Here is a 22,089-nt window from a genome sequence, read left to right on the forward strand (position 1 = left end):
TTCAGCCGCGGTCGTCGTGGTCGGGGTCGTAGCTGGTCGGCTCGGCCGGCAGCGTGTAGTGCTCGTCGATCAGGTCGGCGATCCGGCGCCGGGTCTCGCCCGGATCGGGGTCGTCGGCCCGCTCGATCTCCGCCACCAGGCCGGCCAGCTCGTCGTCGCCCAGCGGGCCGCCGATCCACGCCGAGTAGTCCCCGCCCCGCAGGTGGTGCAGCCAGGTCTCCTCGTCCACCCCCTCGGCGAGCTCGACGAAGTTGTGCAGGTTGCGGGCGCGCAGCCGCAGCCGCTCGTCGGGGCCGGTGAAGTAGAAGCTCTTGTCCTTCGACATGGTGCCGGCCGCGTACTTGCGGCGGTGCCGGGTGCTCTCCACCCGCCCGGGCACCAGCTCCAGCGGCTCGGCGCGGTCGTCGCCGGCCCGCCACAGCGCCAGCCGGCCCGGCCCGGGCTCCCCCTCGTCCTGGCCGCTCTCATCGAGCGACGGGGCGCCGACCCCCTTGGCCTCGGCGAAGGCCGCCAGCGTGGTGGCCTGGTCCTTGCCGACGGCGACGACGGTGTCGACGAGCGCCAGCGCGGCGGGACTCATCGCCTCGGGATGCACGGTGATCAGCATCAGCGAGCCCACGTCCCGGACGTCCTTGATCGGGATGTCCGGCAGCTCGGCGGGCATCAGGTGGTGGGCCTCGTCGACCACCACCTGATGCGGGTGGCCGAGCCGGGCGCGCAGGCTCGCCAGCCGGGGCAGCAGCTCGGCGAAGAACCCCGGCCGCTCCCGCAGCGGCATGCCGATCAGGTTCACCACGACGCTGTGCGCCGGTGACTCCAGCAGGCCCAGTGCCTCCTCCACGCTCGGCACGCTGCCGGGGTCGCCGAGTACGCTCACGCCGGGGAACTCCCCGTAGTCGCCCTCGGGGTCGATGACCACGCACTGGTAGTCGGCCTCGACCAGCCTTTCCAGCAGGGCCGTGGTCGCGGTCGACTTGCCGCTGCCCGACGGACCGGTCACCACCAGGCCCAGGCCGTACGGCGGCAGGCGGACCTCCCGGCCGGCGTCCGCGCCGTCCTCCCGCTCTGCGCCGTCCTCCCGCTCCGCGTCGGCCTCGCGGTCCGTGCCGTCCTGACGCTCCGCGTCTCCCCGGCGGTCCGCGCCGTCCCCGGTCTCCCGGCGGCCGTCGCCGCCCTCCCGGTCCTCGGCGGGGCCGGCCGCGTCCGGGGCCGCGGAATCGCCGTCCCGGTGGCCCAGCAGGATGTGCCGGTCAACGATCTCCAGCTCGTCCAGCTCGCCGGAGAGCATCAGCTCGGCCAGCTCCCGCACCCCCTCCCCCGCCTCGCCCGCCAGCACCAGATCGCAGGTCTCCTTCAGTGCCGGCAACGCGTTGGCGACCGCCACCCCGCACTCGGCGGCGGCCAGGAAGGCGTGGTCGTTCTCGGCGTCGCCGACCGCGACCGTGCTGTGCGCCGAGACGTTCAGCCGTTCGAGCGCGGCGGCCAGGCCGGTCGCCTTGGTGACCCCGGCGGGCAGCACCATCACCGCGCCCTTGTTGTAGATGACCTGCAGCTCCAGCCCAAGCTCGCGGATCGCCGCCAGCACCTGCGCGTCATGCGGCTCCCGGGTGGCGACGATCACCTCACCCGCGCCGAGCGGGGTGACCCCCTCGTCGCGCAGCCGGGCGGCCAGCTCGGGCGGCGGCGGCGTGGCCAGCGGCCGCCGGTCACCCCCGTCCGGGGCGTAGAGCAGGCCGCCGTTCTCCGCCACGATCAGGTCGAACAGCCGCGGGTGGGAGAAGACCGACAGCAGGTCGTCCAGCTGGCGCCCGGTGACGAGCACCAGCTTCACCCCGGCGCGGGACAGCCGCTCCAGCGCCGTGATCGTCTCGTCGGGGACCTGCCCGCCGCGGGCGAGGGTGTCGTCGTAGTCGCAGGCCAGCAGTTGGAAGCGCATGCCCGCGCCCTTACCCGCGTTCGCCGAAGGCACCGCGGCCTGTGGGAATATGGGGTGAATTGTCGGCGAACGAGCGGTTCTCTCGACCGGCATGCCGCGGCCCGGCCCGGAGGAGTCCGGGCCGGGCCGCGATGTCGAGACCTCAGTCGGGCGGCGCGGGGGTGGTGGCCGGGCCGTCGAGCTCCTGCTCCAGCAGGCGCTGCCGCTCGGCCTCCACCGCCTCCTTCTTGCGGTCGTGCATCTTCATCACCAGCAGGGCGATCATGAACATGCCGACCATGGGCAGCGCGAGCGCCAGCATGGTGAAAGGGTCCTGGCTGGGGGTGGCGACGGCGGCGAACACGAACATGCCGAAGATCGCCATCCGCTGATGCCTGGCGACCGGCGCGGCCGGCAGCACGCCGATGAAGTTCAGGAAGACCAGCAGCAGCGGCACCTCGAACGACAGCCCGAAGATGATCAGCACGGCCATCAGGAAGCCGACGTACTGGTCCATGCTGATCAGCTGGACCACGTTGCCCGGCGCGAACCCGAACAGCAGCGCCAGGCCCTTGTCCATGGTGAAGTACGCCAGCGCCGCGCCGGCCGCGAACAGCGGGACGGCCAGGGCCAGGAAGCTCAGCGAGTAGCGCCGCTCGTTGCGGTACAGGCCCGGGGTGACGAACGCCCAGATCTGGTAAAGCCAGATCGGGGCGGACACGACGGCGCCGAAGATCAGCGCGACCTGCAGGTTGACCATGAAGCCCTCGAACACGTTCTGCTGGACGAGGGTGCACTGGCCGGCCTGCAGCTTGTAGGCGGCGGGCAGCCGGCAGTACGGGCCGGTGAGGAACCCCCACAGCCGGTCGAAGAACGCGAAGCCCAGGGCCGCGCCCACCGCGAGGCCGAGGATCGCCTTGACCAGGCGATTGCGCAGCTCACGGAGGTGCTCCATGAGCGTCATGCGGCCCTCGGTGTCGGGGGCCGCGCCGGCCTCACCGGCCGGGGTCGACCGTTTCAGCAGTGCCATGCGGGCATCCTGGTCTCGCGAGCGGTCAGGTCGGCAGGGTCACGTTCGTCGGCGACGGGTCAGAGCGAGCCCTGGTCTTTCGGCGCCGGGGAGACGGGCGTCTGGGTGGCGCGGGCCTGGTCGGCGCGCAACCGGGCGTTCTCCTCCTCCAGCGTGCGCAGCCGGTCCTCCACCGACGGCGTGGCCGGGGTGAGGGAGGGCTGCGGTGCGGGCGGGGCCGGGCGGGCGTCCTTCGCGGCTTCGCGCGCCTCGTCCTCCTCGTGCAGCTTGGTGGTCTCCTTCTTGAACAGGCGGAGCGACTGGCCGAGCGCCTTGGCGGTGTCCGGAAGCTTCTTGGCACCGAAGAGCAGGACCAGGACCAGCAGAATGAGGATCCATTCCATGGGACCAAGTGATGGCATGACACATCCTTTGCCGGGCGACGTGCGGTCTCAAGCCCGATCGTACGCTGCCACCGGCGGTTGGTTCACCCCTCCCGGCACGTTCGGCCCCGCCCGGCCGCCGGTGGCGGCACCCAGCCGCCGGCGGGCCCGGGCCAGCCGGTCACCGGCCCGCTCCAGCTCGCCGGCCAGTTCACCGGCGGCCACCAGGACGCGCACGGCCAGCAGCACGATCGGGACCAGGCCGGCCAGCGCGAGGCCGATGGCGGCGAACAACCAGATCATGTCGTGAAACTTTACCTATGCCGCCCGCCGGTCCCGCGCCCGCCCGGGCCGGTCAGCCGGCGGTCTCGTACCGGGCCAGCGCCGCCGCGGCGGTCTCGCGGACCCGCGCGGCCAGGTGCTCGGGCGCGACGACCCGGCCGGCGTCGCCCAGGCGCAGCGCCAGCCGGACCACCCAGCCCTGGTCGCGGGCGCGCAGCGTCACCCGTAGCCGCCCCTCCCCCAGCTCGGTGACCTCCTCGCACGGGTAGTACTCGGCCACCCACCGCCCGGCCGGGGTGAGCTCCAGCTCGGCCAGCTCGTCGGTCGGCGACGGCCGGAACACCCCGTCGGCCAGGTCGAGCGGCTCGGCGCCGGCCGGCGGATCGGCCGGCACCTCCAGCACCTCCACGTCCATCATGCGATCCAGTCGGAACAGCCGCATGCCCTCGGCCCGGTAGCACCAGCCCTCCAGATAGGAGCGGCCGTCCGCCATCACCAGGCGGGTCGGGTCCACCTGGCGCGGGGTGACCTCGTCGCGGCCGGGCACGTAATAGCTGAGCGACAGCCGGCGGCCGCCGCGCAGCGCCTCCCGGACGGTGGCCATCGCGTCCGGGGCGGGGTCGTGCTCGACGGCGACCTGGCTGCTGACCGCCGCCGCGCCCTCGCCGGCCGCCCGCTCCAGCTTGGCGATCACCCGGGCCAGCGCGTCGCCGTCCTCGAACTCGGGCAGCTCGGCGAGCATGCGCAGCGCGACCAGCAGAGCGCTGGCCTCGTCGACACCGAGCCGCAGCGGGCGGGCGATGGTGTCGGCGTTGTCGATCAGGATCTCGCCGCCGTCCCAGGAGACGTCGATGAGGTCGCCCGGGGTGTGGCCGGGCAGGCCGCACATCCACACCAGCTGCAGGTCGTCGATCAGCTGCTTCTCGGTGAGGCCGAACAGCCGGGCCACCTCGGGCACCTGGGCGCCCGGATGGGACATCAGGTAGGGCACCAGGGCCAGCAGCCGGGGCAGCCGGTCGGCCGAACTCACGCGAGCGCTCCCTTCAGCCGCCGGATCACCGCGTCGCGGGCGTCCGGCGGGTCCAGCACCTCGGCGTCCGCGCCGAAGGTGACGATCGAGCCGGCCAGCCACTCGGGGTCGGCGAAGTCCACGGTCACCACGTCCCAGCCGCCGGCGCCCGGCTCGGTGCGGCCCACCTGGCGCAGCCACTGGCAGGTGCCCTGGCGCACCCGGACGGTGGCGGCCCGCTCGCGCACCAGGCTGTCGCGGCTGCCGACCATGGAGCGGATGTCCACCCCGTCCGGGACGGTCACCGCGCCGGGCCGCCCCACCGGGGTGACCGTGCCGCTGATCCGGCTCAGCCGGAACACCCGGGCGGCGCCGCGTTCACGGTCGTGGCCGACGACGTACCAGCGGCCGCGCCGGCTGACCACGCCCCACGGCTCGACGGTGCGGGTGAGCACGCTCTCGCTGCCGGCCGCCCGGTAGTCGAACCGGACGACCCGGCGGTCGCGCACCGCCTCCCACAGCGCGGGGAAGGCCGGGTCGCGGGTGTCCACCCGCAGCTCCAGCGGCCCGCCGGCGCTCTCGTCGGTCTGCACCCCGGCGGCGCGCAGCTTCAGCAGGGCGCCGCCGGCCGCCTCGGCCAGGTTGGCCCGCTGCCACACCTGCGCGGCCAGGCCGAGCACGGCGGCCTCGTCCGCCTCCAGGGTGATGTCCGGCAGCTCGTAGGCCTGGCGCATGATGCGGTAGCCCGGCTCGTCCTCCCACGGGTCGCGGTGCACCTCGACCGGGATGCCGATCTCGCGCAGCTCGGTCTTGTCGCGCTCGAACATGCGCTGGAAGGCCTCGTCGTTGCCGGCGTCATAGCCGGGCACCGCGTGGCGGATCTGCTCGGCGCTGAGCGGGCGGCGGGTCGCCAGCAGGCAGATGACCAGGTTCAGCAACCGCTCGGTCTTCCGACGGGACATCGCGGCCTCCCTTCTCACGGTGACGCTACCCTGGCCCCGTGATCAGATGGCGCAAGGGCGAGGTGGCCGCGATCCGGCGCGAATGGCCGGGCGCGATGGAGCTGGACGTGGCGCTTCCCGAGGGAAGCTGCCGGGCGCTGGCCTACCCACCGGTGGTGGGCCGGCCGGAGCCAGGCGACACCGTGCTGCTGAACACGACCGCGCTCGCCATGGGCCTCGGTACGGGAGGTTACGCCATGGTAGTGGCCCTGCCCGACCGGTTGCCGGAAGATCCGCAAGGTCCGGGCCACCTGGTCAAGGCGCGATACACGCCGTTGCAGGCCACCGTGCTCGGCGCCGACGAGCAGGACTCGCCGTTCCACGAGCTGCTGCGCGAGGCCGACTCGGTCGACGGCATGCCGGTGGTGGTCGCCGACCTGCACTCGGCGCTGCCGGCGATCCTGTGCGGGCTGTTCGGGCCCCCGTCTCCGGCGGGCGGCGCGGCGCGGCCCCGGGTGGCGTACGTGATGCTGGACGGCGGCGCGCTGCCGGCCTGGTTCTCGATGGCGGCGGCGCGGCTGCGCGAGATCGGCTGGCTGTGCGGGGTGGTCTCCACCGGGCAGTCCTTCGGCGGCGACGTGGAGACGGTGACCGTGCACACCGGGCTGCTGGCGGCCCGGCACGTGCTGGCCGCCGACGTGGCGGTCGTCGCGCAGGGGCCGGGCAACCTCGGCACCGGCACCCGCTGGGGGTTCTCCGGGGTGGCGGCGGGCGAGGCGGTCAACGCGGCGGCGGTGCTGGGCGGGCGTCCGGTGGCGTCGCTGCGGGTGAGCGAGGGCGACGCGCGGGAGCGGCACGTCGGGGTCTCCCACCATTCGCTGACCGCCTACGGGCGGGTGGCCCTGGCTCCCGCGCAGGTGGTGGTGCCCGACCTGCCGGGCGCGTTCGGCGAGAAGGTCGCCGCGCAGGCGGCCGTGCTGGCCGGGCGGCACGAGCTGGTCACCGTGCCGGTGGACGGCCTGGAGCGGGCGTTGCGGGCGAGCCCGGTGAAGCTGTCCACCATGGGCCGCGGCCTGGAACAGGACCTGCCCGCCTTCCTGGCCGCCGCCGCCGCCGGCCGCCACGCCGCCACCCTGCTCGGCTGACCAGGGGTGACCCCCTGCGCGGCCCGGCCGGACGGCACGGATCAGGCGCCAGAGTCCCAGGGAGCCCATTTCGCGGTCGGGATCTCGAAACCGAAGGGCTGGGGGAGCCGGATGGTCTCGCCGAACGCCCAGCGGTCCAGCGTCCGGTAGGTGCCGGCTCGCACGTCGGGTTCGCAGTACAGCGTCGCCCTGGCGAGCCGGGGATCACGATCGATCAGGAGGTAGTAGGGGATGCCGGTATAGGCGTAGCCGTTCCATTTCGTCGGGTTCAGCCGCCGGGCGCCGGGTTCGTGATCGTCGGCGGCGGTGGAGAAGGATGTCACCTCGACCACCAGATCGATGTGATGGGGAAGCAGGCGTTTCATCTCCGACTCGCGCAGCCGGTCGGCGAGCTCTCTTCGCATGATGACCAGGTCGGGGATATATCCGTCATAGACCCGCACCAGATCGAGGTCGGTGGTGCGCACATTCCCACGGGAAGCCGGGATCGGCGAACTCGGCCCTGGCGGCGCTCTTCTGGATGTCGCCGACGATCATGTTGTGGGACAGGCTCGGACCCGGTGACACGACGATCTCCCCTGCGATGACCTCGACCCTGGTGCCGTCCTTGGGAAGGTCGAGAAAGCCGGCGAGCTCGTCGCGCACCCACATGGCGTACGGGGTGTCCGGCAACAGGTAGTGCCGGTGAGCCACTGCGGCAACGCTCATGACGCTTCGCACCCTCCTGGCGGCGGATCGTGGCATCGTAGGCGACCTACCCCGCCAGCGTACCCAGATCAGCCCGGCCGGCCCCAGACGGCCGGGCGAACAGCAGGGTGAGGCGCGGTGCAGCACCAGGCCGGGCCGGCCGTCGTGCTCAGGCGGGGGTGGTGGCCGCCGGGGTGGGGGGCTGGTGGAAGTCGGTGAAGGTGAAGGCGTCGGGGCCGGGGCCCTGGGCGCGGAGCAGGTCGAGGCGGGCCATGCCCTCCGCCAGGGTGGGCGTGTAGCCCTCGGGGATCCACCACATCACCACGGTGGGCTCGCCGAGATGCTCGAACCACTCGCGGCGGCGGCGAAGGTACTCAAGGTGCGCGGTGCGGTAGACGTAGTTCCACAGCGTCTCGCGGGACTCCCACACCGAGAAGTTGATCAATAGCTGGTCGCCGTAGTCGTGCTGGACGGTGTCGGTGGGCTGGTCGCCGCCCTTGAGCCGCCAGACGAAGCCCGGCGCGGCGTCGCTGAGGGCGTTCATCGGCTCCAGGCCGGCCACGAAGTCGGCGGTCGCCGGCGCGTCCAGCGGCGCGCGCAACCGGGCGACGTTCAGTTGAGCGAGGTGCATGGCACTTAGGAGATCACGCCCCTCGCTTCTATGTCAATCATCATTATTTTTAGAAAACGCCACGCAGCACTCCCCCGGACGCGGGTCCAGCCGGGCGGCATGGTCCGCGTCGCCGACCGCCGCCAGCAACCCCTCGCACAGGGCCAGGTTGAGCGAGCACACCAGCACCGGCCGCTCCTCGGCCAGCAGGTGGAAGGGGCAGTTGCGCAGCCGCAGCACGCCTTCGTCCTGATAGGGCTGGTAACCGCGCTCGGCCAGCGCTTCGCGCAGGCCGGCGGCGGCCACCCGCTCGCCCACCCGGCGGGCCGCCGCCTCGGCGGCCTGGTCGCCGCCCAGCGCGTCCACCGCCTCCGCCAGCACTAGGGCCAGCGTGCGGTAGTCGCGGGGCGGGACGCTCACCTGGTGCTCGGCCGCCGAACGCCGGTAGACCTTGGCCGGGCGGCCGCCGCCCGGCCCGGCCTTCCCGCTCAGCCGGCGGTACCCGGACGCCAGCAGCCCGCCTTCGACCAGTTTGTCCAGGTGGAAGGCGGCCAGCGTGCGGCTCACCCCGGCGCCGCGCGCGGCCTCGTCCCGGCCGACCTCGTGCCCCTGCGCGGCCACGTAGTCGTACAGCGCCCGGCGCACCGGGTCGCGCAGCACCGCCAGCACCTCGAGATCGTCACCGCTCACAGCGGGAGTCTAGGCCGCCGAGCCACCGTCCTCGCCGCGCACCACAGCCCTCGCGCCACGGCCACGCGCCGCCCCTTCCATGGCGGACTCGGCTGGAACGGTCGTGAACGGACGGCCTGACCGTCGGGCAGCCTGGCAGGACGCCAGATGAACGATCCACCCCTCGCCCTTTACAAAGTAGATCAGGCAGGGCGACCGCCGGTGCGCCGCGGGCCTCCGCGTCCCGGACACCGCACCCGGTCACGGCCGGTGGAGGTGCGAAGGCCGCCCCGGCGGGTGCGCCGGGGCGGCCTTGGCGAAGCGTGGCGGGTCAGTAGGCGCCGAGGACGTCGACCACGAACACCAGCGTGTCGGTGCCCTTGATCTTGTCGCCCTGGCCCTGCTTGCCGTACCCGAGGTCCGGCGGGATGGACAGCAGCATCCGGCTGCCGACCGGGACGCCGACCAGGCCCTGGTCCCAGCCCTTGATGACCTTGCCGACGCCGATCGGGAACATCACCGGCTGGCCGCGGGTCCAGGAGCTGTCGAACTCGGTGCCCTTGCCCCAGATCTTGCCGGTGTAGTGCACCAGCAGGCTCTGGCCCTTCTTCACCACCGGGCCGGTGCCCTTGATGACGGTCTTGGCGACCAGGCCCTTGGGCGCGGACTCATCGGTCTTGGTGGTGAGCACCGGGGCCTTGTCGCCGCCGGGGTTCTCCAGCTTGACGCCCTTGACGCCGGGGTCGGTGGCGGTGCCCTGCGCGGCCTTGACGGTGGGCACGCCCATCACGTCGACGACGTAGACGCTGGCCATCTGGTCGGCGCCCTGCGACTTGGCCTGCTCGGCCTGCTGCGGAGTGAGGCTGTCCTTGGCCACCACGGCGAGGAACCGGCCGCCGGGCTTGCTGTCCTGGAAGGCCTTGTGCACCACCGACGGCAGGTTGGCGTCGACCTTGATGAGCTGCGGCGCGCCGTCGTCGTAGGTGGAGCCGGAGGCGCCGTTGGCCTTGCCGTCCCAGCTGTAGGCGGTGAGGTTGGCCACCACCGAGTCGCCGTCCTTGACGGCCGCGCCCTGCCCCTCGGAGATCGTCTCGGCCGAGGAGGTCACCGGCGGCTTGCCCGAGGGGAAGGTCACCTGCGGCTTCTGGCCGAAGGACCCGGCCACCTTTACCCCGGAGGCGGTGGCGCCGGCGGGCTTGGCGGCGCTGTCACCGCCCCCTCCCCCGCCACAGGCGGCGGCGAAGAGCAACGGCACGGCGACGAGAACGGCCAATCGGCGCATGGGCATCCCTAGGAAAGACGTCAGGCTCGCGCCACACTACCCGACCTGCGGCGCGGGACGATCCGGATGGCACGACCTTGACCGGCCACGGCCCCGGCCTTGACACCCGATCCGCGGCGGGCCGGGCCGTACGCAGGTCAACGTCCCGGACACGGGTCACGGCCGGCGCCGGAGGCCGGCGCCGGCCGTGAAAGTTTCCCGCCGCTCGCCCGGCGGGCCGGCCTCACATGCCGGCGATCAGCTTGTCCACCCGCTCATCGACCGCGCGGAACGGGTCCTTGCACAGCACGGTGCGCTGGGCCTGGTCGTTCAGCTTCAGGTGCACCCAGTCGACGGTGAAGTCGCGGCGCTTCTCCTGCGCCTTGCGGATGAACTCGCCGCGCAGCCGGGCCCGGGTGGTCTGCGGCGGTACCGACTTGGCCTCGAAGATCTTCAGGTCGGAGGCCACCCGCTCCACCGCGCCCCGCCGCTGCAGCAGGTAGAACAGCCCTCGCTTGCGGTGCACGTCATGGTAGGCGAGGTCGAGCTGGGCGACCCGCGGCGAGGACAGCGGCAGGTCGTACTTGTCGCGGTAGCGCTCGATCAGCTGGTACTTCGTCACCCAGTCGATCTCCCGGGAGACCAGGTCGAGGTTGCCGGACTCCACCGCGCGCAGCGTGCGCTCCCACAGCTCCAGCACCCGCCGGGTGATCGGGTCGGCGCCCCGCCGGTCGGCGAAGTCCTGCGCCTTGGACAGGTATTCCTGCTGGATCTCCAGGGACGAGGCCTCGCGCCCGTTGGCCAGGCGCACCCGGCGGCGGCCGGTCATGTCGTGGGAGACCTCGCGGATCGCCCGGATCGGGTTCTCCAGGCTGAGGTCGCGCATGACCGTGCCGGCCTCCACCATCCGCAGCACCAGGTCGGTCGCGCCGACCTTCAGCAGCATGGTGGCCTCGCTCATATTGGAGTCGCCGACGATGACGTGCAGGCGGCGGAAGCGCTCGGCGTCGGCGTGCGGCTCGTCCCGGGTGTTGATGATCGGCCGCGAGCGGGTGGTGGCGCTGGAGACCCCCTCCCAGATGTGCTCGGCCCGCTGGGAGACGCAGTAGACCGCGCCCCGGGGGGTCTGCAGCACCTTGCCGGCCCCGCAGATGATCTGCCGGGTCACCAGGAACGGGATCAGGACATCGGCCAGCCGGCCGAACTCGCCGTGCCGGCCCACGAGGTAGTTCTCGTGGCATCCGTAGGAGTTGCCCGCCGAGTCGGTGTTGTTCTTGAACAGGTAGATGTCCCCGGCGATGCCCTCCTCGCGCAGCCGCTTCTCGGCGTCGACGAGCAGCCCCTCAAGGATGCGCTCGCCCGCCTTGTCGTGGGTGACCAGCTCCACGACGTTGTCGCACTCGGGTGTGGCGTACTCGGGATGGCTGCCCACGTCCAGATACAGGCGGGCGCCGTTGCGCAGGAAGACGTTGCTCGATCGACCCCAGGACACGACTCTGCGGAACAGGTACCGCGCCACCTCGTCGGGGGACAGCCGCCGCTGGCCCCGGAAGGTGCAGGTGACGCCGTATTCGTTCTCCAAGCCGAAGATGCGACGATCCATCTCCTCACACTATGTCCCCGGGGCGCCCGGCGGGAGAGATCCTCGGCGGGTTTCCGGGCGCCCGGACGCTGTCCGGGTGGCCGGCCGACCGTGGATCTAACCCGCGGCCGGTGGATCTCCCCGCCGATGACCGGACCCGGCCGGTCGCCGCACCGGCCGCGGGACACCGCGTCCCGGCCGCCTGTCCAGAAGGAGACCGGGACGCGCCGCTGCGGGCCGCGTGCGACTATTCGGGCGAGCCGGTGTCGATGTCGCCCTCCGGCGCGGTGGCCGGACCGGTGTCGGCGGGACCGGCCTCCTTGGCGCCGGTCTCCTTGGCGCCGGTGGGCTTGCCCGCGGTGGACCCGCCGCCCGCCTTGCCGGCCTTGGCCGTCCCGCCGCCGGCCGCGAGCAGCCGCTCCAGGCGCGGGCCGCTCAGCCGCTGGAACTTGCGGTGCTCGCGGGTGCGGTCCAGCACCGCGACCTCCAGCTGGGCGACCGGGGTGCGCTCGCCGCCGGGTTCGGTCAGCGCCGCCAGCGCCGCGTCCAGCGCCGCCTCCAGGGGCATTCCCTCGCGGAAGCGGTCCTTCAGCCGGCCGGCCACCGCGTCGGCCACGCCGCCCATGGCCACGTAGCCGTGCTCGTCGGCGACCGAGCCGTCGAAGGTCAGCCGGTAGATCTGGTCGCCGTCGGGGGTGTCCCCGACCTCGGCCACCACCAGCTCCACCTCGTACGGCTTGCGGGACTCGGTGAAGACCATGCCGAGCGACTGGGCGTACAGGTTGGCCAGGCCGCGGGCGGTGACGTCGCCGCGGTCGTAGGTGTAGCCGTTGATGTCGGCGTAGCGGATGCCGCCGAGCCGCAGCGCCTCGAACTCGTTGTACTTGCCGACCGCGGCGAAGCCGATGCGGTCGTAGATCTCGCTGATCTTGTGCAGCGCCCGGGAGGCGTTGGGCGCGACGAACAGGATGCCGTTCTCGTACTGCAGCACCACGACGCTGCGGCCGCGCGCGATGCCCTTCCGCGCGAAGTCGGCCTTGTCCCGCATCTCCTGTTCGGGGGACACATATCCAAAGGGCATGGACACCGGTGGTGATCCTCTCCTGGCCGTGGGTTTGAGAACTAGCGCAGCGGGGCGGTGGGACCGTCGGGGGTCTGCAGGCGCTGGTCGAGCATGCGCCGCACGTACCCCTCGACCTCCTCGTCGCTCAGCCGGCGGTATCCCTCGTCGTCGATCACCGCGATCAGCGGCCAGATCTTACGGGTGACGTCCGGCCCGCCGGTGGCCGAGTCGTCGTCGGCGGCGTCGTACAGGGCGTTCACGCAGGCGAGCACGGTGTCCTCCGCGCTCATCCCCTCGCGGTACAGCTTCTTCAGCGCGCCGCGCGCGAACAGCGAGCCCGAGCCGATCGAGGCGTAGCCGGTCTGCTCGTAGGGGCCGCCGCCGACGTCGTAGGAGTAGATGCGGCCGCGCGCGCTGGTCTCGTCGAAGGCGGCGAACAGTGGGACGACCGCCAGGCCCTGCATGGCCATGGGCAGGTTGCCGCGGATCATGGTGGCCAGCCGGTTGGCCTTGCCCTCGACCGAGAGCGTGCGGCCCTCGCGCTTCTCGTAGTGCTCCAGCTCCACGCAGTACAGCCGGGCGAGCTCCATGCCGACGCTGGCGGTGCCGGCGATGCCCATGGCGGAGTACTCGTCGGTGCGGAAGACCTTCTCCATGTCCTTCTGGGAGATGTAGTTGCCCGAGGTGGCCCGCCGGTCGCCCGCGATCACCACGCCGCCGGCGAAGACGGCCGCGACGATCGTGGTCGCGTGCGGCAGCCGGTCGCCGACCGGGCCCGACGCCTCGAACCTCCCGGGCAGCAGCCCCGGGGCGTACGAACCGACGAACTCGGTGAACGATGTGGAACCGGTGTCCCGGAAAAGGTCGTTCATCCAGCCCCGCTGTGCTGTCACGCGACTTCCTCCCAAGCGCCTACACGTCCTAGGGCGACCCTACTGCCGTGGCTGTGCTGGTTGCACTTCCCCCTATCCGCTCACGGCGAACCCCTTTCGCCCAGGCAGCCCCATCGTTCCCAAATCTTGTCTTTACGCCGGTGACCGAGCGTGGAATTGTTCAGTTGTCGTGACATACAGGTAAAACCTCTGGTGCCTCAGGAGGTCTTCCGTGAGACCCGCCCGCATGCTGACCGCACTCGCCGCCGCCACGCTCGCGCTCGCCGCGTGCGGCTCGGAGGGTTCCTCCTCCGGTTCCGGCGACGACAACACCCTGACGATCACCGCGAACGCCATCTCCGGCGGCAAGAACGCCGCCACCGCCGACTGGACCAAGAACTGGCTGATCCCCAAGTTCCAGGAGGCGCAGAAGGCCAAGGGCCGCAACGTCCAGGTCACGTTCCAGCCGAACGGCGTGGACGACGAGCAGTACAAGACCAAGATCGCTCTGGACCTGAAGTCGAAGGCCGGCGCGGACATCATCGACCTGGACGGCATCTGGGTCGGCGAGTTCGCCCAGGCCGGGTACATCAAGCCGCTGAACGAGGCGGCCGGCCCCGAGGTCGACAAGTGGGAGGGCTGGAGCCAGATCCCCGAGGCCGTCCAGGGGCTCGGGGCCTTCGAGGACAAGAAGTACGGGCTCCCCCAGGGCACCGACGGCCGGGTGCTGTTCTACAACAAGAAGCTGTTCGCCAAGGCCGGGCTGCCCGCCGACTGGCAGCCCAAGAGCTGGCAGGAGATCATCGACGCGGGCACCGCGCTGAAGAAGGCCGGGGTTCCCACCCCGCTGCAGATCGACGCGGGCACCGCCATGGGCGAGGCGACCACCATGCAGGGCGCGCTGCCGCTGCTGGTGGGCACCGGCAGCGAGATCTTCGCCGACGGCAAGTGGGCCGGCGGCTCGCAGGCGGTCAAGGACGTGCTCGGCTTCTACCGGCAGATCTTCACCGCCGGGCTGGCCGAGCCCCGGCTGCAGCAGGAGGCCAAGGGCCGCGACAAGTCGTTCCAGCAGTTCGCCGACGGCAAGATCGGCGTGCTGGCCGAGGGCGACTACTTCTGGCGCTCGGTGATCGAGCCGAAGGCCGGCGTCGCCCCGATGCAGGACCGCGAGGACACCGTCGGCTACGCGCTGATCCCGGCCAAGCAGCCGGGCGCCGGAGTGCGCGGGCAGGACTTCGTCAGCATGTCCGGCGGCGCGGTGCGCGTCCTGAACCCCAACTCCAAGAACCCCAAGCTGGCCTGGGAGCTGCTCGCCTTCATGCACTCGGCGGAGGCCACCAAGGAGGGCCTGATCGGCGAGGCGCGGATCACCTCGCGCACCGACGTCAACGACGAGGTGCTCAAGGACAACCCCATGCTGGACTTCGTCGCCCAGAAGGTGCTGCCGATCACCTCCTACCGGCCCGGCCTGGCGGTCTACCCGCAGGTGTCGGTCGCCCTGCAGGAGGCCACCGCCGACATCGTCTCGGGCAAGAGCGTGGAGGAGGCCGCCGCCGCCTACGACAAGAAGGTCGCCGACCTCGTCGGCCCCGAGAACGTCACCCGATGACCCACGCCGACAAGCCCGCCCCGCCGCGCGGTGGGATCACCCGGCGGGCCACCACTCCGGTGTTCGGGCGCGCCGGTGTCCTGAGGGAGGAGCGGTCAAGTGCGAGGAACGAGCGCTTGCCCGCGACGACTGAAGGACGCCGGCTGAAGGGCGCCCGAACACAGCGCGAGCGGAGCGAGCGCCAATGAGCACAGACGCCGCGGGACTCGGGCGGGGCCGGGCGGTCGGGTTCATGGTGCCGGCGCTCGTGCTCATCGGCGTGTTCCTGGTGTTCCCCGCGCTGTGGACGATCTATCTCGGGCTCACCGACTTCCGGCTGACCGGCCTGGCCGCGGCGGACCCGAAATTCGTCGGCGCCGAGAACTACACCGCGGCCCTCGGCGACGAGCGCTTCCACACCTCGCTGTGGCTCACCGTGCAGTTCGTGCTCGGCTCGGCGGTGATCGGCCAGGCCGGGCTCGGCTTCGCGATCGCCTGGGCGCTGCGCGACCGCAGCGGGCCGGTACGGCGGGTGGTGGAGGGCCTGGTGCTGCTGGCCTGGATCCTGCCGTCCTCGGTGGTGGCGTTCCTGTGGATCGCGCTGCTGGACGGCGACCAGGGCACGCTGAACGCGCTGCTGCGCACCGACGGGTTCGCCTGGCTGCTGGACCACCCGATGGCGTCGATCGTCCTGTTCAACACCTGGCGCGGCACCGCGTTCTCGATGATGCTCTACGGCGCGGCGCTGGAGAGCGTGCCGCCCTCGCACCTGGAGACGGCCCGGCTGGCCGGGGCGTCGGCGTTCCAGCAGCTGCGCGACGTGGTCTTCCCGCGGATCCGCGGGCACATGCTGACCAACCTGCTGCTGATCAGCCTGTGGACGTTCAACGACTTCACCGCCTTCCAGCTCACCGCGGGCGGGCCGGAGGGCCGTTCGGAGATCCTGCCGGTGTACATCTACAACGTCGCGCTGAACGGCGGGAAGCTCGGCTTCGGCGCCGCGGTGTCGTTCCTGGTGCTGCTGATCAACCTGGTGCTGGCGCTGGTGTACCTGCGCCTGCTGCGCGGCCGGCGGGGGGTGGCGGCATGACCGTGGGCCACGAGACCCGGCCGGCCGCGCCGCCCGCGCCGGCGGGCACCGGGCGGGTGCGCCACTCGCTGGGCGCGATCGGCCGGGCGACGTTCCTGGCCATGGTGGCCGGGTTCTTCGCGCTGCCCCTGCTGTGGCTGGCCACCGCGCCGTTCGACGCGCACCCGACGATCACCGCGTCGGTGCCGGAGTTCACGCTGCGCAACTTCCGGTCGCTGCTGGACAACCCCTACGCGCTGGGCTCGCTGGCCAACTCGGTGATCCAGTCGGCGGGCAGCGCGGTGCTGGTGGTCGGGCTGGCGGCGCTGGCGGCGTACGCGCTGTCGCGGGTGCGGGTGCCGGGCCGCGACGCGCTGCTGTACTGCCTGCTGCTGCTGTCGTCGGTGGTGACCGGCACCGCCGCGATGGTGCCGATCTTCGAGCTGGCGACCCGGCTGAACCTGATCGACACCCACCTGGGGGTCATCCTCACGCTGACCGGCGGCCTCCTGCCGGCGGCGATCTTCATCCTGAAGGACTTCATGGACGCCACCCCCACCTCCTACGAGGAGTCGGCCCGGGTGTTCGGCGCCGGCCCGCTGCAGATCCTGTGGCACATCGTGGTGCCGGTGGTGCGGCCCGGGCTGGCCACCATCGGGGTGTGGGCGGTCGCCTCGGTGTGGGGCAGCTTCCTGACCCCGTTCATCCTGCTGCGCGACCCGGAGAAGTCGCCCGGCGCGGTGATCCTCTACACCCTCTACACCGAGGGGGGCTCGCCGAAGCTGGACCTGATCTCCACCTTCTCGCTGCTGTACTCCCTCCCGGTCGTCCTCATGTACGTGTTCGTCAGCCGCAAGTACGGCTTCCGCTTCCACGGAGGGATCAAAAGGTGATCTCCCTGCACGGCCTCACCAAGGAGTACCCCGGCGGCGTCCGGGCGGTGGACGCCCTGGACCTGGAGATCGCCGACGGGGAGTTCTTCGCGCTGCTCGGCCCGTCCGGCTGCGGCAAGACCACCCTGCTGCGCACGATCGCCGGCCTGGAGACCGCCACCGCCGGCCGGGTCACGATCGGCGGCACCGAGGTCACCGGCCTGCCGCCGGGCCGCCGCGACGTGGCCATGGTGTTCCAGGACTACGCGCTGTTCCCGCACATGGACGTGACCACCAACATCGCCTACCCGTTGCGGATCAGGAAGGTGCCGCGCGCCGAGCGCGAGGCCAAGGCGGCCGAGACGGCGTCCCGGCTCAGCCTGTCGGAACTGCTGGCCCGGCGGCCGGGCCAGCTGTCCGGCGGGCAGCAGCAGCGGGTGGCGCTGGCCCGGGCGATCGCCTGCCACCCGCGGGCGTTCCTGTTCGACGAGCCGCTGTCCAACCTGGACGCGCGGATGCGGCTGGAGGCCCGCACGTTCCTCAAGCGGCTGCAGCGCGAGCTGGCGGTCACCACGGTCTTCGTCACCCACGACCAGGGCGAGGCGCTGGCCATGGCCGACCGGATCGCCGTCATGTCGGCCGGGCGCATCATGCAGGTGGGCACACCGGCCGAGGTGTTCCAGCGGCCGGCCAACACCTTCGTCGCCTCGTTCATCGGCTCCACCCCGATGAACCTGCTGCCCGGCGTGGTCCGGGACGGCGCCCTGCACGTGGCCGGGGCGGTGCTGCCCCGGCCGGACGGGGTGGCCGACGGCGAGGAGGTCGTGTACGGGCTGCGGCCGGAGTACATGGACCTTGCCGAGGGGGAGCACGCCGACGGCTTCGCGGGGAAGGTGTCGGTCGTGGAGAACCTGGGCACCGCCTACCTGGTGACGCTGGACTGCGGCGAGCATCTGGTGCAGGCCGTCGTCCCCGAGGACGCCGAACCGGCCCCCGGGGCCGCCGCGTGCGCGGTGCCGCGCCACCGGCGCGCCCTGGTGTACCGGGACGGCGAGCTGGTGACGCCGTGACCGCCTCCGGCGCGCCGATCCGGCGCACCGGGCGGTGGTCGCTGGACCAGCGGCTGGAGCGCCAGGTGCACGCGGTGCCGGTGGAGCTCCCGGCCGGCACCCGGGCGTTCACCGTGGAGCTGTCCTACGACCGCGAGGCCGGCGTGCTCGACCTCGGCTGCGAGGGCCCGGCCGGGTACCGCGGCTGGTCGGGCGGCGCCCGGTCCCGGTACACGATCGCGCCGGACTGGGCCACCCCCGGGTACCTGCCCGGCGAGGTGGAGCCGGGCGTCTGGTCGGTGCTGCTCGGCCTGTACCGGGTGCCGCCGGCCGGGCTGCCGTACGAGATCACCGTGACGCCGCACGGCACGCCGCCACCGCCGCCGGAGCCGGCCGCCGCTCCCCCGGTCCCGGACACCGTGCCGGCCGTGCGGCGGCGCGGCCTGCCCGCGCTGGACGGGCTGCGCTGGCGGGCCGGGGAACTGCACGCGCACACCGTGCACTCCGACGGCACGCTCACCGTGCCCGCGCTGGCCGCGCTGGCCCGCGGCCAGGGGCTGGACTTCCTCGCGGTCACCGACCACAACACCGTCAGCCACCACGCCGAGCTGCCCGCGGTGGCCGCCGCGGCCGGGATCACGCTGATCCCCGGCCAGGAGGTCACCACCGACCTGGGCCACGCCAACGCGTTCGGCGACATCGGCTGGGTCGACTTCCGCCGGCCCGCGACCGACTGGGTGCGCACGGTGGCCGGCCGCGGCGGGCTGCTGTCGGTGAACCATCCGCTGGGCGCCGACTGCGCCTTCCGGCACCCGCTGGACGAGCGCCCGCGCGTCGCCGAGGTGTGGCACTCGGGGTGGTGGGACCGCACCTGGGGCGCGCCGCTGGCCTGGGCGCAGGCCTGGCACGAGCAGGTGGTGTACGTGGGCGGCGGCGACTTCCACCGGCCCGAGGACGGCCATCCCCCCGGCTCCCCGTGCACCTGGGTGCTGGCCGAAGACACCGGTGACGGGAACGCGGCCGGTGCCGCGGCGCTGGTGGCGGGCGTCCGCGCCGGCCGCACCGCGGTCTCGGCGGGCCCGGACGGGCCGCTGCTGCTGCGGCACGGCGACGAGTTCCTGGTGCTGGACGCCGACGGCCTGGCGCTGTGGGGACCCGAGCGGCGCACGGTGATCCGCGGCGACCGGGTCCGCCTGCCCGCCGCACCGGGGCCGCACCGGCTGGAGACCACGCGCAACGAGGTCATGGCCCTGTGCACCTGACCGGCCGACGCAAGGAGAGGCTTTGAGCGAGACGCTGGACGGGATCGACGAGACCGGCGAGACCGGCGAGACCGGCGAGATCGTCGTGGTCCCGCACACCCACTGGGACCGTGAGTGGTACCTGCCGTTCCAGCGGTTCCGGATGGGCCTGGTGCGCATGCTGGACGAGGTGCTGGACGCGATGGCCGCCGACCCCGGCTACCGGTTCACCATGGACGGGCAGCTCGCGGCGGTCGAGGACTACCTGGAGATCCGGCCCGAGCGGCGCGCCGAGCTGGCCCGCGTCGTGGCCGAGGGCCGGTTCGCCGCCGGGCCGTGGGCCATCCTGGCCGACGAGTTCCTGTGCTCGGGCGAGACGCTGATGCGCAACCTGGAGTTCGGGCTGCGCGGAGCGCGAGAGCTCGGCGCGGCCATGGAGGTGGGCTACCTGCCCGACCAGTTCGGGCACTGCGCGCAGATGCCGCAGATCCTGGCGCTGGCCGGGCTGCCGGTCGCCTGCCTGTGGCGCGGGGTGCCCGCGTCGGTGACCCGGGACGCCTTCGCCTGGGAGGGCGCGGACGGCACGGTGGTGCGCACCCAGTACCTGCCCGGCGGGTACGGCAACGCGGTGGCGCTGTTCACCGGGCCGCCGGAGGAGATGCCCGGCCGGCTCGCCGCCTTCACCGCCGCCATGCGCCCGTGGCGGCCGGCCGGGCCGCTGCTGGCGATGTACGGGGCCGACCACTCCGCGCCCGCGGCCGGCATCACCGCCGCCGGGCTGCGGCTGGCGACCCTCGGCGAGTACCTGGCCGAGGTGGCGGGCGGGCCGGTGGCCGAGGACCTGCCGGTGGTGCGCGGCGAGTTGCGCTCGCACGCGCGGGCCAACATCCTGCCCGGGGTGATCTCCGCGCGGGTCCCGCTCAAGCGCGTCATGGGACGGGCCGAGCGGGTGCTGGCCCGCTACGCCGAGCCGCTGGCGGCGCTGTGGCTGGCGCAGGACGATCCAGGGGCCCGCACCGCGGCGCAGCGTCTCATCGACCTGGCCTGGCGCGGCGTGGTGGCCTGCAGCGGCCACGACTCGATCACCGGTTGCGGCGCGGACGAGACCGCCGAGCAGGTGGCCGCGCGGATCGCCGAGGCCGAGCAGACCGGGCAGGCGGTGGTCGACCTGGTGAGCGGTTCGCTGGCCCGCGGCGCGGGCGGCGACCAGATCGTGGTGGTCAACCCTTCGCCGTTCCCGCGGGCCGGGCTGGTGCCGGTGGAGCTGCCGCGCGCCCGCGCCGGGCTGCGGGCGCCGGACGGCTCGGCCGTCCCGGTGCAGGTGCTGGCCGAGCCGCCGGAGGTGCTGGACGAGACGGTCATGGACGACCTGACCCGGGTGCTCGGCCGGGTGCACGAGCGGGAGCTGTTCGGGCACGACATCGTGTCCTGGTCGGCGGACGGCGACGTCTTCACCATCAACGTGGCGCGCCGGGCGGAGACGCCCTACCGGCACGCCGACCTGGCGGCGGCGCTGCGCGCGGCGGCGGACGCCGGGCCCGGCCCGTGGCGGGTGCGCACGGTCGCCGAGCCGCTGGTGCGCGCGGTGGCCCTGGCCCGGGTGCCGGCGCTGGGCCGGACGGTGCTCACCTCGGTGCCGGCCGCCGGCGCCCCGGCCGCGCCGGCGGCGGGCGAGGAGGGCGTGCTGGACAACGGGCTGCTGCGGGTCACCGCCGAGCCGGGCGGCACGCTGGCGCTGCGCACCGCGGCCGGGCTGACCGCGACCGGCGTGGGGCGGATCGTGGACGGCGGCGACTGCGGCGACACCTACAACCACGCCCCGCCGGCCGCCGACCGGCTGGTGAGCGAGCCCGCCTTCGTGAAGGTGGGCCCGGTGCGCCGCGGCCCGCTGGTGTCGGTGATGGAGATCGTCCGGGGCTACCGGTGGCCGGTGTCCGGCACCGCCGGGGAGCGCTCGCCGCGGGAGGCCGAGGTGACGGTGACCACCCGGGTCGAGCTGCGGGCCGGCGAGCCGTACGCCCGGCTGGAGACGTCCTTCGACAACGTGTGCCGCGACCACCGGGTGCGCTGGCACGCCGCGCCGCCCCGGCCGGCCGCCGAGTCGTTCGCCGGCGGGCAGTACGCCGTCGTGCGGCGCGGCACGGCGGCGGAGGGCGGCGGCGGCGAGGCGCCGCTGCCCACCTACCCGGCGGCGGAGTTCGCCGCGGCGGGCGGGCTTGCGGTGCTGCTGGACCACGTCACCGAGTACGAGCTGACCGGCGGCGGGGAGCTGGCGGTGACGCTGCTGCGGGCGGTGGGTCACCTGTCGCGCAACGACAACGCGCTGCGCGACGAGCCGGCCGGGCCGCAGATCGCCACCCCCGGCGCGCAGTGCCCCGGGCCGCACACCGCCCGGTTCGCGGTGCACCTGTACGACGGGGACTACGCGGCGGCGGGGCTGCCGCGGCTGGCCGAGGAGTACCACCACGAGCTGCTGGCCGTCCCGGGCACCGGCCCGGTCTCCGGCGACCGGCGGGCGCCGGAGATGACCGAGGCGCTGGAGATCACCGGGGACGGGGTCATGCTGGGTGCGCTGCGCCGGCGGGAGGGCCGGCTGGAGGTGCGGCTCGCCGCCCGGCACCCGGCGGCCGTCGAGGCGGTCGTGCGCGGGGCGTTCCGGGCCGCCTGGGCCGCCGACACGCTGGGGCGGGCGCTGCGTCCGCTGCCGGTCGCCGACGGGGAGCTGAGGTTGTCGCTGCGGCCGTTCGAGATCGCCACCGTGCATCTCGCCTGACCGGAGGCGTCCGGGCGCGCCGGCCCCGGTGACCGCCGGCGCGGAGGGCCGGCGGCGGCCGGCCGCCGG

The 22,089-nt window shown here is 73.2% G+C and carries 21 protein-coding genes; 7 read left to right on the forward strand and 14 right to left on the reverse strand.

From position 1 onward, the window contains the following. Position 1: 1 nt before the first annotated feature. The 6 genes from Sru01_RS15520 to Sru01_RS15545 all read right to left on the reverse strand — a co-directional run bounded on the left by Sru01_RS15520 (position 2) and on the right by Sru01_RS15545 (position 5,560). Positions 2–1,936: an HAD-IIB family hydrolase gene (locus Sru01_RS15520; protein ID WP_203985234.1), complete on the reverse strand. Its 1,935-nt coding sequence runs from the start codon at positions 1,934–1,936 to the stop codon at positions 2–4. 142 nt (positions 1,937–2,078) lie between these two features. Continuing rightward, positions 2,079–2,945, reverse strand: coding sequence for a twin-arginine translocase subunit TatC (gene tatC, locus Sru01_RS15525; protein ID WP_203985236.1), 867 nt, complete (start codon positions 2,943–2,945; stop codon positions 2,079–2,081). Between the two features lie 59 nt (positions 2,946–3,004). Further along, the gene (tatA, locus tag Sru01_RS15530) at positions 3,005–3,346 is read right to left on the reverse strand and encodes a Sec-independent protein translocase subunit TatA (protein ID WP_203985238.1); all 342 of its coding nucleotides are present in this window, start codon (positions 3,344–3,346) and stop codon (positions 3,005–3,007) included. 30 nt (positions 3,347–3,376) lie between these two features. Continuing rightward, a complete protein-coding gene (locus tag Sru01_RS15535; RefSeq protein WP_203985240.1) occupies positions 3,377–3,610 on the reverse strand; it encodes a hypothetical protein in 234 nt (77 codons plus the stop codon). Positions 3,611–3,662: 52 nt separating this feature from the next. After that, the gene (locus tag Sru01_RS15540) at positions 3,663–4,619 is read right to left on the reverse strand and encodes a helix-turn-helix transcriptional regulator (protein ID WP_239137448.1); all 957 of its coding nucleotides are present in this window, start codon (positions 4,617–4,619) and stop codon (positions 3,663–3,665) included. Next, positions 4,616–5,560 carry a helix-turn-helix transcriptional regulator gene (locus Sru01_RS15545; protein WP_203985242.1) on the reverse strand — a complete coding sequence of 315 codons (945 nt, stop codon included), beginning with the start codon at positions 5,558–5,560 and terminating at the stop codon, positions 4,616–4,618. Before Sru01_RS15545 ends, Sru01_RS15540 begins: the two co-directional genes overlap by 4 nt. A 38-nt stretch (positions 5,561–5,598) precedes the next feature. Between Sru01_RS15545 and Sru01_RS15550 the strand changes: the two genes are divergently transcribed. Continuing rightward, positions 5,599–6,684, forward strand: a complete 1,086-nt coding sequence (locus Sru01_RS15550) for a DUF3866 family protein (RefSeq protein WP_239137449.1) — start codon at positions 5,599–5,601, stop codon at positions 6,682–6,684. Positions 6,685–6,725: 41 nt separating this feature from the next. Here the strand turns inward: Sru01_RS15550 and Sru01_RS15555 are convergent, their stop codons facing one another. From Sru01_RS15555 to prcB, 8 genes are all read right to left on the reverse strand, one after another. Then, entirely contained in the window at positions 6,726–7,151 is a 426-nt protein-coding gene (locus Sru01_RS15555) for a Uma2 family endonuclease (protein WP_203985245.1), read from the reverse strand. After that, a complete protein-coding gene (locus Sru01_RS15560; protein ID WP_203985246.1) occupies positions 7,114–7,392 on the reverse strand; it encodes a hypothetical protein in 279 nt (92 codons plus the stop codon). The genes Sru01_RS15555 and Sru01_RS15560 overlap by 38 nt, the downstream gene beginning before the upstream one ends. 148 nt (positions 7,393–7,540) lie before the next feature. Continuing rightward, positions 7,541–8,002: a DUF3291 domain-containing protein gene (locus Sru01_RS15565; RefSeq protein ID WP_203985247.1), complete on the reverse strand. Its 462-nt coding sequence runs from the start codon at positions 8,000–8,002 to the stop codon at positions 7,541–7,543. Positions 8,003–8,035: 33 nt separating this feature from the next. After that, entirely contained in the window at positions 8,036–8,671 is a 636-nt protein-coding gene (locus Sru01_RS15570; protein WP_203985248.1) for a helix-turn-helix transcriptional regulator, read from the reverse strand. A 310-nt stretch (positions 8,672–8,981) separates the two neighbouring features. Beyond that, complete coding sequence (locus Sru01_RS15575; RefSeq protein WP_203985249.1) at positions 8,982–9,932, reverse strand: FKBP-type peptidyl-prolyl cis-trans isomerase; 951 nt, start codon at positions 9,930–9,932, stop codon at positions 8,982–8,984. 223 nt (positions 9,933–10,155) lie between these two features. Beyond that, positions 10,156–11,514: a Pup--protein ligase gene (gene pafA, locus Sru01_RS15580; RefSeq protein WP_203985250.1), complete on the reverse strand. Its 1,359-nt coding sequence runs from the start codon at positions 11,512–11,514 to the stop codon at positions 10,156–10,158. 226 nt (positions 11,515–11,740) lie between these two features. Continuing rightward, positions 11,741–12,574, reverse strand: coding sequence for a proteasome subunit alpha (gene prcA, locus Sru01_RS15585; protein WP_203985300.1), 834 nt, complete (start codon positions 12,572–12,574; stop codon positions 11,741–11,743). A gap of 41 nt (positions 12,575–12,615) precedes the next feature. Next, positions 12,616–13,428, reverse strand: coding sequence for a proteasome subunit beta (prcB, locus tag Sru01_RS15590; protein WP_203985302.1), 813 nt, complete (start codon positions 13,426–13,428; stop codon positions 12,616–12,618). A gap of 232 nt (positions 13,429–13,660) precedes the next feature. On the opposite strand from prcB, the gene Sru01_RS15595 reads away from it, so the two are divergent. From Sru01_RS15595 to Sru01_RS36235, 6 genes are all read left to right on the forward strand, one after another. After that, the gene (locus Sru01_RS15595) at positions 13,661–15,037 is read left to right on the forward strand and encodes an extracellular solute-binding protein (protein WP_239137450.1); all 1,377 of its coding nucleotides are present in this window, start codon (positions 13,661–13,663) and stop codon (positions 15,035–15,037) included. A 184-nt stretch (positions 15,038–15,221) separates the two neighbouring features. Continuing rightward, a complete protein-coding gene (locus Sru01_RS15600; RefSeq protein ID WP_203985251.1) occupies positions 15,222–16,106 on the forward strand; it encodes a carbohydrate ABC transporter permease in 885 nt (294 codons plus the stop codon). Further along, entirely contained in the window at positions 16,103–16,978 is an 876-nt protein-coding gene (locus tag Sru01_RS15605) for a carbohydrate ABC transporter permease (protein ID WP_203985253.1), read from the forward strand. Before Sru01_RS15600 ends, Sru01_RS15605 begins: the two co-directional genes overlap by 4 nt. Beyond that, a complete protein-coding gene (locus Sru01_RS15610) occupies positions 16,975–18,027 on the forward strand; it encodes an ABC transporter ATP-binding protein (RefSeq protein WP_203985254.1) in 1,053 nt (350 codons plus the stop codon). The genes Sru01_RS15605 and Sru01_RS15610 overlap by 4 nt, the downstream gene beginning before the upstream one ends. Then, positions 18,024–19,268 (forward strand): CehA/McbA family metallohydrolase, encoded by a 1,245-nt coding sequence (locus Sru01_RS15615; RefSeq protein ID WP_239137451.1) that lies wholly within the window; start codon positions 18,024–18,026, stop codon positions 19,266–19,268. Before Sru01_RS15610 ends, Sru01_RS15615 begins: the two co-directional genes overlap by 4 nt. 22 nt (positions 19,269–19,290) lie before the next feature. Continuing rightward, positions 19,291–22,020: a glycoside hydrolase family 38 N-terminal domain-containing protein gene (locus Sru01_RS36235; protein WP_275412175.1), complete on the forward strand. Its 2,730-nt coding sequence runs from the start codon at positions 19,291–19,293 to the stop codon at positions 22,018–22,020. Positions 22,021–22,089: the final 69 nt, after the last annotated feature.

The organism is Sphaerisporangium rufum, from assembly GCF_016863395.1.
Lineage (GTDB): Bacteria > Actinomycetota > Actinomycetes > Streptosporangiales > Streptosporangiaceae > Sphaerisporangium > Sphaerisporangium rufum.